This window comes from Thermoanaerobacterium aotearoense (assembly GCF_009905255.1).
Lineage (GTDB): Bacteria > Bacillota > Thermoanaerobacteria > Thermoanaerobacterales > Thermoanaerobacteraceae > Thermoanaerobacterium > Thermoanaerobacterium aotearoense.
This window is the reverse complement of sequence record NZ_CP047602.1, coordinates 53,910-66,103: the sequence shown is the minus strand read 5'-3', so window position 1 is coordinate 66,103 and position 12,194 is coordinate 53,910. Positions and strand designations below refer to the sequence as shown.

At 34.2% G+C, this 12,194-nt stretch carries 11 protein-coding genes and 1 pseudogene; 2 read left to right on the top strand and 10 right to left on the bottom strand.

From position 1 onward, the window contains the following. Positions 1 to 13: 13 nt before the first annotated feature. From GSH73_RS00350 to GSH73_RS00335, 4 genes are all read right to left on the bottom strand, one after another. Complete coding sequence (locus GSH73_RS00350; protein WP_084214996.1) at positions 14 to 790, bottom strand: 2-keto-3-deoxygluconate permease; 777 nt, start codon at positions 788 to 790, stop codon at positions 14 to 16. Positions 791 to 852: 62 nt separating this feature from the next. Beyond that, positions 853 to 1,293 carry an IS200/IS605 family transposase gene (tnpA, locus tag GSH73_RS00345; RefSeq protein ID WP_014757073.1) on the bottom strand — a complete coding sequence of 147 codons (441 nt, stop codon included), beginning with the start codon at positions 1,291 to 1,293 and terminating at the stop codon, positions 853 to 855. Positions 1,294 to 1,383: 90 nt separating this feature from the next. Next, positions 1,384 to 1,575, bottom strand: coding sequence for a 2-keto-3-deoxygluconate permease (locus GSH73_RS00340; RefSeq protein WP_014757432.1), 192 nt, complete (start codon positions 1,573 to 1,575; stop codon positions 1,384 to 1,386). Positions 1,576 to 1,641: 66 nt separating this feature from the next. Next, a complete protein-coding gene (locus GSH73_RS00335) occupies positions 1,642 to 2,814 on the bottom strand; it encodes an NAD(P)-dependent malic enzyme (RefSeq protein WP_014757433.1) in 1,173 nt (390 codons plus the stop codon). 471 nt (positions 2,815 to 3,285) lie between these two features. On the opposite strand from GSH73_RS00335, the gene GSH73_RS00330 reads away from it, so the two are divergent. Both GSH73_RS00330 and GSH73_RS13810 read left to right on the top strand, forming a co-directional pair. Beyond that, positions 3,286 to 4,578, top strand: a complete 1,293-nt coding sequence (locus tag GSH73_RS00330) for an IS110 family RNA-guided transposase (RefSeq protein WP_014757434.1) — start codon at positions 3,286 to 3,288, stop codon at positions 4,576 to 4,578. 301 nt (positions 4,579 to 4,879) lie between these two features. Continuing rightward, positions 4,880 to 5,203 (top strand): annotated as a pseudogene (locus GSH73_RS13810) (IS1634 family transposase); the annotation flags it as partial. 258 nt (positions 5,204 to 5,461) lie between these two features. On the opposite strand, the gene GSH73_RS00325 reads toward GSH73_RS13810, so the two are convergent. From GSH73_RS00325 to GSH73_RS00300, 6 genes are all read right to left on the bottom strand, one after another. Then, on the bottom strand, positions 5,462 to 5,827 hold the full coding sequence (locus GSH73_RS00325) for a DUF1667 domain-containing protein (protein WP_014757436.1): 366 nt from the start codon (positions 5,825 to 5,827) through the stop codon (positions 5,462 to 5,464). Between the two features lies 1 nt (position 5,828). Beyond that, on the bottom strand, positions 5,829 to 7,094 hold the full coding sequence (locus GSH73_RS00320) for an NAD(P)/FAD-dependent oxidoreductase (protein WP_014757437.1): 1,266 nt from the start codon (positions 7,092 to 7,094) through the stop codon (positions 5,829 to 5,831). 3 nt (positions 7,095 to 7,097) lie between these two features. Next, on the bottom strand, positions 7,098 to 8,579 hold the full coding sequence (locus tag GSH73_RS00315; RefSeq protein ID WP_038069650.1) for an NAD(P)/FAD-dependent oxidoreductase: 1,482 nt from the start codon (positions 8,577 to 8,579) through the stop codon (positions 7,098 to 7,100). Between the two features lie 144 nt (positions 8,580 to 8,723). Continuing rightward, the gene (glpK, locus tag GSH73_RS00310; RefSeq protein WP_014757439.1) at positions 8,724 to 10,214 is read right to left on the bottom strand and encodes a glycerol kinase GlpK; all 1,491 of its coding nucleotides are present in this window, start codon (positions 10,212 to 10,214) and stop codon (positions 8,724 to 8,726) included. Positions 10,215 to 10,274: 60 nt separating this feature from the next. Then, the gene (locus GSH73_RS00305) at positions 10,275 to 11,099 is read right to left on the bottom strand and encodes a carbohydrate ABC transporter permease (protein WP_014757440.1); all 825 of its coding nucleotides are present in this window, start codon (positions 11,097 to 11,099) and stop codon (positions 10,275 to 10,277) included. Continuing rightward, positions 11,099 to 11,980: a carbohydrate ABC transporter permease gene (locus tag GSH73_RS00300; protein ID WP_014757441.1), complete on the bottom strand. Its 882-nt coding sequence runs from the start codon at positions 11,978 to 11,980 to the stop codon at positions 11,099 to 11,101. Before GSH73_RS00300 ends, GSH73_RS00305 begins: the two co-directional genes overlap by 1 nt. Between the last annotated feature and the right edge of the window lie 214 nt (positions 11,981 to 12,194).

Genomic DNA, 12,194 nt, shown 5'->3' with positions numbered 1-12,194 from the left:
AAGTTCTGTAATTTTATGTAACAGTTTTGCTGCTTAATTTTTTTATTTTATTATCTCTAAGCTTAAAAACATAAGAAACAACAAATGGACAAATCATAGCAGATATTACACACGCCGCTGCAACTTGCGCAGTAGCGCTTGCTGCTACTGCGGCAAATGTTGGATCTAATGATTCAACAACAGATGGTGTAGCCACAGCATTTCCCGCAGTTGACCCTGTTGCTAAACCAACCAATGGTTCTTCTTTAAATAATTTAAGAAGAACATAAGGGCCTATTCCTGTAAATACAGCTATTACGCCCAATAATATACCAGGTCCTCCAGCTTTTATAATAGTCCTAAGATCCATTCCTGCTCCTAATGGGAATGAGAAAAAAGGAATTAATAGTAATTTACTGCTTCCAAGGAAAGCTTTCATATCTGGATCAATATTTCCTAAAATCATCCCTATCAATATTGGAATTATAACTGCAGCAAGTGACTTAATAGGAATTTGTGCAAGCCCCGATGCACCTAGTGCAACTAATGTGAAAAATGGGCCATCTTTTAAAGAGAATAAAGCATAAGCACCTACATCAGTTTCATCTCCATACTCTGAAGCAAGTGATGCATATAATCCGCCATTTGAATTTGTTAATGCTGCAATAACAGCTAACGGTGATAAACCTAATATTCCAGCTGATCCAAAAACTTTTCCAACAAATATACCAATACCAGCACCTAAAATAAATTTTCCAGCTATTAATATTGCACCTTTTTTCAGAGCTTTTGGTGCTAATTTAAAATCAATTTGTGAACCAACTCAACCACCACCTGCTTTAGCAGGTGGGTTGGATATGCCGCTTAAGCAGCTTAAAACTCGCCTAAAGTAAAATTATCATTCTTTTGATTTTCTTCTATGTCTTGATTTTGTATATATTCAATAATCACTTCATCTGTTACATTGCCACTACTTGCTGCAAAATATCCTCGTGCCCATAAATGTTGTCCCCAAAATTGTTTGTTAAGCTCCTTATTCTCCATTAGCAACTTTCTCGAACTATATCCCTTTATATATTGCACCAGCTTACTTACTGACAAATGTGGTGGTGCCGACACTAGTATATGTATATGATCTTTTGATACATGTCCTGATAATATTTCTACTTCATTATTTTTGCATACCATTCTTATTAGTTCCCTTGTTCTTTCTGCTATTTTCCCAACTAATATCGGTTTTCTGTATTTTGTTATCCATACTATATGATATTTTAGATCATACGTTGCATGTGACGACTTTCTATAATTTTGCATATTTATCACCTCTAGTTTATTTTTTACTAGAAGTGATTATTTATTTTATTGACCTAAAGGTTTCAGCTTAAGCTGAGGGATTTAACCCCATTATACAGACATTAAAAACATAAAACAAGCCAAAATAGTTGATGCTGCTTGTGGTCCGAATAATGCTGTTGTAAAACCACCAATTTTCAGGAATTGTGGAAAAAATGTATTAACTAACACTCCCAAAAAAAGTGGAACAATCATCATGCCGCCTGGAATTTTATCAATCACTTTCTTAATTGGGATCTGCATTTTTACCCCTCCATTTAATTTATTAAACTATTAATTAAGTTATCATTAAGTAGCATAATTTTAGCTTTATATTCTTGATACTTTGGTTTCTCTTGCCGCTTTTTTTACTGCTTCGGCAACATTAACAGCAACATTTCTGTCTAATGCATTTGGAATTACATTATTTTCATTTAAGTCTTTATCTTTTATCATTGAAGCTATAGCGTAAGCTGCAGCTATTTTCATTTCTTCATTGATTTCTCTAGCCCTAACATCCAAAGCACCTCTAAATATTCCTGGAAATGCTAATACATTATTAATTTGGTTTGGAAAATCTGATCGTCCTGTACCTATTATTTTCGCTCCAGCTGCTTTTGCCTCATCTGGCATAATTTCTGGTACGGGGTTTGCCATGGCAAATAATATAGCATTTTTATTCATTGTTTTTACCATACTTTGAGTTACAATCCCAGGTGCCGAAACTCCTATAAATACATCAGCACCTACTAATGCATCTATCAAAGTTCCCTTAATATTATCTGGATTGGTAATCTTCGCAAGTTCTTTCTTTGTATCATCTACATTTTCAATTCCTCTATAAAGAATACCAGATTTATCACATACAATTAAATTTTTTACTCCTGAAGTGAGCAATAACTTAGCTATAGCAGTTCCTGCAGCACCTGCACCATTTACAACAACCTTTATATCTTCTATCTTTTTATTAACAACCTTTAAAGCATTTATAATTCCTGCAAGAACAACTATTGCAGTTCCATGTTGATCGTCATGAAATACAGGTATATCAAGTTCCTTTTTTAGTTTTTCTTCAATTTCAAAGCACCTTGGAGCTCCAATATCTTCTAGATTAATCCCGCCAAAACCTGGAGCTATAAGTTTAACAGCTTTAACAATTTCATCAACATTTTGAGTATCTAAACATATAGGAAATGCATCTATACCTGCAAATTCTTTAAATAAAATAGATTTCCCTTCCATAACAGGCAATGCAGTTTTGGGTCCTATATTCCCTAGTCCTAACACAGCCGAACCATCTGTAACTACAGCTACCATGTGTCCTTTCGAGGTGTATTTGTATACATTTTCTTCGTTTTCATAAATTTTTTTGCAAGGCTCTGCAACTCCAGGAGTGTAAACAAGACTTAAATCATCTCTTGTCACTACCTTTACTTTTGATATTACATTTAATTTACCTACATTGCTCTCATGAATTCTTAAACTTTCTTCATAATAATTCATTCGATTACCTCCTAGTATAATATATTTGTAACAAAGTTACATGATTTATATCAAATCGGGAGTTAATACACCGAACAATAATTTAATATGACCTTTCTATGTTCGGGTTTATTCTAATGCCCAACTCCCATATTATGCATATCTTGTCTTAAATGACTTTATATGTCACATCTTAAAAGTCATTTAAGACGCTTTTAAATAAATAATTTGGGATGTCCTTTAAGCCGGTATAGACTTAAGCTTTAACTTTGTGTACAATCTTCTCTGAATAGAGGATAAATGTATCACCTCCTGGGAGATCATCCTTACGGTCTATACCCGTGAAATAGCTAATTATTCCATTTAGTGAGGATTTATGTTTTGGCTGGTTGGGACCGGCTTTTCGGGATACCCGCGTCACATGCTAGGTTGTTTACTCACTAAATAGAATGGATATTCTTATTCACTTTTACTTAAAGGAGTTGTTATTTTATGAGTTTTTTGCCTAATTATATTAGTGTCGGTATTGATGTCGCTGCTGATTTTAGCTGGTTTTGCATCTTGACACCTGATGGAAGGGAGTTTAAAAAGCCATTTAAGGTTGATCACGATAATGCTGATTCCCTTAAAAATGCTGCTCTGTCAATTAAAAAGGCAGAAGAGCAATTCTCCATGAAATCTAAGATATTTCTGGAGTCTACGGGAATCTACCATTTCCCACTCTTCTGCCACCTAAAAGAATTAGGATTTGAGGTTTTTGTTATTAATCCTCTCATTACTAATTCTAACAAAAATATTGGTATAAGAAAAGTGAAAAATGATAGACTTGATGCAAAACGTATTGCTGTTACTGGTTATTCGCCTGATACTAAGGTTTCTGTTATGCCCGCTGAGTTAATTTTAAATCTTAGATGTTTATGCAGAGAGTACTATAGCCTTGTCGATAATCATACTTCTTATGTGAATAAGCTTAAAGCTCAATTGCATATTGTTTTCCCTGGTTTTTGCAATGTTTTCTCTGATGTTACTGGAATTGCAGCTATCTCTCTGTTAAAAAGATTTCCAACACCAGAAGATGTCATTAATGCTCAAACTGATGAAATAGTTAAGCTTATTTCAACGTCATCCAGAAAAGGCTTGAATTATGCTAAAGCTAAGTATGATAAGTTGTTTAAAGCTGCTAAAAATGCTTTGAATTTCAGGTATAATTTACCTTCTGTCTATGACGTACTAAAAGTGTATATTTATTTCATAGAAGAATTTGATAAAAAGATTAATCTAATATTATCTAAAATCAAGGCTTTTGTGGATGAAAATAAGTCTGAGAAATTTGTACAGCAAATTTATTACCTCGATTCTATACCTGGTGTTGGTTTTCTATCAGCGGTTACTCTTATGTGTGAAATAGGCGATTTTTCAGCATTTAGAAAGCCTAAGCAGCTTTTTGCATATTTTGGTGTGGATCCTTCTGTTAATGAATCTGGCCATTTTAAAGGTACTGACAATAAAATGTCCAAAAGAGGTTCTAAAATTGCCAGGCGTGTTCTCTATGTCATTGCTTTAGCTTCTGTAAGGGTTAAAAGAAATGGCACAGCAATAAATCCTGTACTTTATGATTATTACCAGAAAAAGAAGGAATCGAAACCTAAAAAAGTAGCTCTTGGAGCAATTATGCACAAGATTTCAGATATTGTATTTGCTGTTCTAAGAGATAATAAGCCTTTTGTATTAAAGACACCTGATGAACACAAACTACAATATCAAAACATTCATAAAGCTGCTTAAAGTCTTGCACTATACTTGGAAATAGCTATTAACCATATTAAATTTTCAAAGTTTGGCTCTTAATTGGGTTTGTTTGCTATACCCTTTTTTACAACATAAAAAAATTTTAAATTTCTTTCTAAAACCTATTGATTTTTACTAGCTGGTCTCTTCATTTTTATATAGAAATTCATAACTTCTTTGTAAATAAAATAATAATATAAAATATTGATTATTTGTATATTTTAAACTTTAAAATTAAGTTATGCTCATAAAAAACACTTTGTTAATTTATTAACTGTTTTATAAAATAAAAAAAGCTTTCATGATAACTAAAAGCAATTATTGAAAGCAGATCAGTGTATTTACACTGAGAGCTCATATTGATGCTTATTTTTTAATATGCTTTATATTACTTGTAATTGTAAGAATACTTGAATATAGATTAAATGGAAAATATTCTGTTTCAGCTATACTTGAAAGTCTAACAAAAGCATCCTGCATTTACATACAAGAAAATTATTATCTATTTAATTTTAATAATGATGTTCTTGAAGATATAGGTAAAGAATTAAGTATTGATTTTGGGAAAAAGATTATGACATTAGAAGAGATTAAAAAAATTTTAGGAGAAGTGAAAAAATGACATTTCCACTGCAACTTATTGACAAAAACAGAAAGCCCGAAAGCCTTCATTTTAAAAGGCTTATGGGGTTTCTGTTATCCTTTTTTTCTACAAAAGTCATGTTATATGTTCTAAATTCTATATTTTTTGACTTTTTGCAGTGGAATCACAACTATTATATTACACCATAAAATGTTATAAAAATTAGAATATAAACCAAGCAGATATGTATGGTATAATTTTATTAAAATATGTCATTATTGACAAGCCACCAATCACTTACTTGCTGTAGAGATTTCGCGTTGCAATAACATCCACACCAGTATCCAATATGTTTTTGACAACAACATCTCCTACATTAATAGGCGGCTTTAAGGTAATTTTAGATAGCTCCAGCACAGCTTTGCCAATAAGCTCTTTTGGAATTGGCTCTTTAGTCCTTACAGAAACTACTGGAAGATGCCCCATTTCAGCTTTTACTATCGTAGTCAAAGTCCTTTTAGGAGCAATTATCTCATCTTCAGCGTACTTTAAGCCTCTTTTGCATTCGTATCCACTGACATTTACGATTTTATTTTCTTCAATTTCCACAACCAAGCGACAACAATTAGGGCAGACAATACATGTTAATTCTTTTTTCACCATCTTATACCACCTCTACTTCAAATGTTATTTCACTTACAGGAGATAAGTCATCACTTAAAAATTTTTCCTTTGGCACATCTATTAAAACCATCTCTCCCGGTGTCAGCCTCTTAATTTTTCTCCTGATTATCTGTCTGTCACCTGATCTCACGGTGATATAAGCATCTTTGTATACATCCGTAGGCCTCATGTGAAACTTTACTTTGTCATCTATATTTTCAAAATTTACTATTTGTGGCACCACATATCTAATGCCTGAACCAGCTCTCGCGTTAATGAATCGACCTTCTTTTGCTAATATCTTATTAATATACTTTACTGCAGAATCAGCCGCCAGCCTTGCTTCTTTTGTCACATTATCCACAAGATCGTGCACCTGTAAGACATTGCCACAGGCAAATATTCCTTCCACATTCGTCTCCATGCTTTCATTCACAATCGGTCCACCAGTCACAGGATCTAAGATTATGCCTGCGCTTTTTGACAGTTCATTCTCAGGGATTAAGCCTACAGACAATATCAAAGTATCACAGCTTATATATTGGGCTGTATCTAATATTGGCCTTTTGTTTTCATCTACTTGCGCTATCGTCACACCTTCAACTCTTTCTTTACCCCGTATTTCTATAACGGTATGGCTTAAGAGAAGCGGTATGCCAAAGTCATCTAAACACTGAACAATGTTTCTGGTAAGTCCACTGGAATAAGGCATAAGTTCAACAACAGCTTTTACTGTGGCACCTTCAAGCGTAAATCTTCTGGCCATTATAAGTCCAATATCACCAGAACCCAATATTACGATCTCTTTGCCAGGCATGTATCCTTCCATATTTACATATCTTTGTGCCGTCCCAGCCGTAAATATCCCTGCAGGTCTTGTGCCAGGTATGCTTATTGCTCCTCTTGGCCTCTCTCTACATCCCATCGCAAGTATTATCGCTTTCGCTTTGATCTCCATGACGCCATTTTCTTGGTTTACTGCTTTAACTACTTTATCGCTTGATATGTTTAATACCATTGTATTAAGCATCATATTTATCCCGTATTTTCTTACTTTCTCTATAAATCTTTCTGCGTATTCTGGCCCGGATAATTCCTCTTTAAACTCGATAAGCCCAAATCCATTGTGTATGCACTGCTGAAGTATTCCTCCGGGATAGCTATCCCTTTCGATTATCAAAATATTTTTTACTCCTTTTTCATACGCTTCAACTGCTGCTCCAAGTCCTGCAGGACCTGCGCCAATTATTACTATATCGTATTCCATCGTCTACACCCCGCTTTTTAATAGTTCCTTGTACGAATTTATAAGGTATTCTTTCGCTTTAGCCGTCAAAATATTTGACCTTCCGCCAAATTTTGTAACGTTAAGCGGATCTACATTAAGCTCTCTCGACAAAATCTCTAACACTCTTGGGCTGCAAAATCCTCCCTGACATCTTCCCATGCCAGCTCTGACACGCCTCTTTACGCCGTCAATGCTTTTAGCTCCAACAGGCCTTCTTATAGCATCGATTATTTCACCCTCAGTCACTGTTTCGCACCTGCAAATGACTTTTCCATAAGCAGGCTCTCTCTTTATCAGTTCATTTCTTTCTTCATCTGTCAATTCATTAAAGCGTATGACAGGCTTTCTCTTAGGATTAAAATTATCTTTTTCAACCATATTAAGTCCAGCATCTTTGAGAATTTCCCTTACCATCTCTGCAATTGCTGGTGATGATGTAAAACCAGGTGATTCGATACCTGCCACATTTATAAATCCTTTAACATCTGACTCTCCTATAATAAAATCTTCGCCATCTACATCTGGTACAGCCCTTACACCGGTAAATTGTGTTATCGTCTTCCTTTCGTTAAATTTTTCAACGCTCTTTTTCGCACCTTTTATGGCCTTCTCCAATCCTTTGTAAGTAGTCTTGCGAAATTCCTTATTGAATATGTCCTCAGACGTAGGACCTATAAGCAGATTGCCGTCGACAGTCGGCGATACCAGTATCCCTTTACCCATCTTCGTGGGCACTTGAAATATAACTGTATTTGCCAAATAGCCTTCCTCTTTATCTAAAATCAAATATTCGCCTTTTCTCGGATGAATTGAAAAGCGTTTATCGCTTACCATGTTATTTATCACATCTGCATATAGTCCTGCTGCATTCACTACGTATTTGCCAAAATATTCTCTGTCTTGCGTTTTTACTGTAAAAACATCGCCTTCTTTGCCTATAGATATGACTTCTTGATTAAATACAAATTCGGCGCCGTTTTGTGCAGCGTTTTCAGCCAAAGCTATCACAAAGCCGTAAGGGCATATAATACCCGCTGTCTTTGCATATAAAGCAGCAACAATTGTATCGTTTATGTTTGGCTCAATTTCCTTAACCATATCTGCAGATATAATAGACATATTCTTGACGCCATTCTTTAACCCTCTATCATACAATTTATAAAGGCTCTCTACTTCATCTTGCGAAAATGCGGCAACAAGTGAACCAACTCTTTTCATTGGAACATCTAAATCTTTGCAAAGCTCATCAAACATTTCGTTTCCTCTTACATTTAGTTTGGCTTTCAATGTGCCAGGCACTGGATCGTATCCCGCATGAAGTATAGCACTATTGGCTTTTGATGCACCACCTGATGCAACATCATCTTCTTTTTCTATAAGCAGAACTTTAATATCGTATTTAGATAATTCTCTGGCAATTGATGAACCTACTACACCGCCACCGATTATTATGACGTCGTACATTTTACCATCCCTTTCAGCTACCAAAATTAATCTTAAAAAAGACAAAGCCATATATAGCCGGCTCTCCGGTTATATATGGCTCTCCTAATCTCCGCCATCCTAATATTCAATTGTATCTTTTGTTTGTTAATTTAATTATACCACTTAATCAGCCCAATTCATAGACCTTTCTACAGCTTTTTTCCATCCTGCATAGAGTTTTTCTCTTGTTTCATCATCCATGTTAGGCTCGAAATGCCTGTCAACTCCCCAATTCTTTGCTACTTCTTCTCTGCCGCTCCAGAAGCCTGTAGCAATACCTGCAAGATATGATGCGCCTAATGCAGTCGTCTCTATGACAGTAGGTCTGTCTACAGGCACACCAAGTATGTCTGCCTGGAACTGCATCAAGAAGTTATTCGCAGATGCTCCACCATCAACCTTTAACGCACTTAGCTTTATGCCAGAATCATCCTGCATAGCCTCTAAGACGTCTCTTGTCTGATATGCCAAAGATTCTAAAGTCGCCCTTATTATGTGCTCTCTTTTCACACCTCTTGTTAACCCTAAAATCGCGCCTCTCGCATACATATCCCAGTAAGGTGCACCTAATCCTACAAATGCCGGTACTACGTATACTCCATTTGTGTCGCTAACTCTTTGAGCGTATTCTTCACTTTGTGGTGAATTGTCAATAATTTTAAGCTCGTCTCTTAGCCACTGTATAGCAGCACCAGCTATAAATATGCTTCCTTCTAAAGCATATTCCACTTTATCGTCGATACCCCATGCTATCGTAGTAAGCAAACCATTCTTGGATGGAACCGCCTTTTCACCTGTATTCATAAGCATAAAGCATCCGGTTCCATAAGTATTCTTAGCCATTCCCTTGTCATAACAGGTTTGACCAAATAATGCTGCTTGCTGATCGCCTGCATCACCTGCTATAGGTATCTCAACTCCAAATATGCTTTTATCTGTGTATCCGTATACATAGCTGGACGGTTTAACATCAGGAAGCATCGATTCTGGAATGTCAAGATATTCTAATATGTCTTTATCCCATTTCAATTCATATATGTTGAAAAGCATCGTGCGAGAAGCATTGGAATAGTCTGTCACATGCGCTTTTCCACCAGTCAAATTCCAAATTAACCAGCTATCAATATTTCCAAAGTAAAGATCGCCATTTTCCGCTTTTTCCCTGGCACCTTCCACATTGTCAAGTATCCATTTTATCTTCGTACCTGAAAAATAAGCATCTACTACAAGACCAGTCTTCTTTAGAATTTCCTTATCAAACCCGTTGCTTTTGATTTCATCGCAGATAGGTGCAGTCCTCCTACACTGCCACACTATGGCATTGTACACTGGCTTGCCTGTGTTTTTATCCCAGACTACAGTCGTCTCCCTTTGATTTGTGATGCCGATTGCTGCAATCTCTTCTGCCTTAATCCCAGTTTTTTCAAGCACCGCCTTGGCCACTTCTATCTGAGAATCCAAAATCTCCATAGGGTCGTGTTCAACCCATCCCGGATTAGGATATATCTGCGTAAACTCCTTGTTTAGTGATGCAACTATGTTGCCACTGTGATCAAAGATTATTGCCCTTGAACTTGTGGTGCCTTGATCTAATGCCATTATATACTTTGACATAAAAACCCCCACTTTAAAATGATATATTTATATAAAATACCTACCAAAGATGTAAAAAGTTTAATCCTTTAATCCCGACGTTACCATTCCACTAACAAATTGTTTTTGAAATATTATAAATATAATCAAAACAGGTATCATGGTAATAACCGACATAGCTAATAAACTATTCCAATCAATATTAAATTCACCTATAAAGTTAGATATTGCTAACTGAATAGTATATTTTGAAGGGTCACTAATTACAATCAAAGGCCATAAAAAATCATTCCACCTCCACATAAATGAAAATATAGCTAAAACAGATACCACAGGCATAGATATAGGAAAAATTAGCTTCCAAAAAATACTCCATTCATTAGCACCATCAATTCTTGCAGCTTCAATTAATTCATCAGGAACATTCAATAAATATTGTCTTACCAAAAATACTCCTGTCGGTGTTGCAGCTGGCGGTATTATGATCCCCAACAAATTATTGTATAATCCCAGCTTTCTAATAACGGAAAATATTGGTATCATAATAACTTCTAAAGGTATTATTAATGTAGAAATAAATATTAAAAATATAACATTATCACCTTTAAATTTATATTTTGCAAATGCATACCCTGCCATAGTATTTATTATAATAGTAATTATTGTTGATAATATAGAAACAGTAGTACTATTGAAAAAAAACAAACCAAAATTACCTTTTTCAAATGCCACAGTATAGCTATTAAATGTTATAGTTTTTGGAAAAATGTCTGGCGGCCATTTATATAGATCAGTATTATTTTTAAATGATGAAATAACTACCCATATTATTGGTATTAAAAATATCAAAGCTAAAACAATTAATAAAATCATTTTGATGTCTTTTTTTAAAATATCAATATTCACTAAATCGCACCACCTTTATTTAATCTAAATTGCAATATTGTAAAAAAGCCTATTATTATAAATAAAATTACAGACATCGCACTAGCATAACCCAATTCACTCTTTTGAAAACCGGTTTGATAAATATATTGTACAATGTAAGTAGTGTCTGTACCTGGTCCGCCTCCAGTCAATGATAAAACTAATGGAAATGATTTAAATGCATCTATCACTGAAAGAACAATTACTAGAAAACTGGTCGGTTTTAATAATGGCAGTGTAATTCTAAAAAATGCTTGAAAATTATTTGCACCATCAATATAAGCAGCTTCATAATAACTTGTAGGAATACTTTGTATTCCAGCTATAAATATAACCATATAAAACCCTACTCTACTCCATAAAGTTGCAATTACAACAGATATATTGGCATTAACACTGTTCGTTAACCAAGCTATCTTATGAAATCCAAATAATACAAGCAAATAATTAACTATCCCAATATTTTCGCTTAATAGCCATTTCCACGCTAGTCCCGCAATTATTGGAGATATCATCGTAGGCCAATAAAATATAGCCCTAAAAAGCCCTTTTGTTCTAAATTCTTTTGATAATATCATACCTAAAAATAAAGAGAAAACATAAATGCCTGGAACAACAATTACAACAAATATGATTGTTAACTTTATAGAATTCCAAAAGTCAGTATCATCTAAAAGTGCTATATAATTTTTTATTCCTACAAATTTCATTGACAATCCATCAAAATTGGTAAATGAATACAATACACCAAAAAAAGCAGGAATTATAACAAATGTTGAAAAGATTAATACATTTGGAAGAATAAATAAATAAGGTATAGCTTTTTGTTGTAAATAATACTTCTTAGAATTATTTTTCATTATTTCACCTCAACAGATTAATAAATTTATTTATATATGGAAATTGCATAATTCAAAAATTAAAAACAAAGTGCCAATATATAATATTATAACTATGAATAAACTGTAAATATATTGATATATTTGATTAAGGTATCAAAAGTATTTTTCATTCATAAAAAAACCAGGTAAAACTCAAGCAAAGTTGTTATTAGCAGCTTAGAAAAATGCTTCT

Coding starts and splice junctions, on each gene's coding strand:
- GSH73_RS00335 (WP_014757433.1), bottom strand. CDS start 2,814: ATGAATTATTATGAAGAAAGTTTAAGAATTCATGAGAGCAATGTAGGT.
- glpK (WP_014757439.1), bottom strand. CDS start 10,214: ATGTCAAAGTATATAATGGCATTAGATCAAGGCACCACAAGTTCAAGG.
- GSH73_RS00315 (WP_038069650.1), bottom strand. CDS start 8,579: ATGTACGACGTCATAATAATCGGTGGCGGTGTAGTAGGTTCATCAATT.
- GSH73_RS00325 (WP_014757436.1), bottom strand. CDS start 5,827: ATGGTGAAAAAAGAATTAACATGTATTGTCTGCCCTAATTGTTGTCGC.
- GSH73_RS00340 (WP_014757432.1), bottom strand. CDS start 1,575: ATGCAGATCCCAATTAAGAAAGTGATTGATAAAATTCCAGGCGGCATG.
- tnpA (WP_014757073.1), bottom strand. CDS start 1,293: ATGCAAAATTATAGAAAGTCGTCACATGCAACGTATGATCTAAAATAT.
- GSH73_RS00320 (WP_014757437.1), bottom strand. CDS start 7,094: ATGGAATACGATATAGTAATAATTGGCGCAGGTCCTGCAGGACTTGGA.
- GSH73_RS00330 (WP_014757434.1), top strand. CDS start 3,286: ATGAGTTTTTTGCCTAATTATATTAGTGTCGGTATTGATGTCGCTGCT.
- GSH73_RS00300 (WP_014757441.1), bottom strand. CDS start 11,980: ATGAAAAATAATTCTAAGAAGTATTATTTACAACAAAAAGCTATACCT.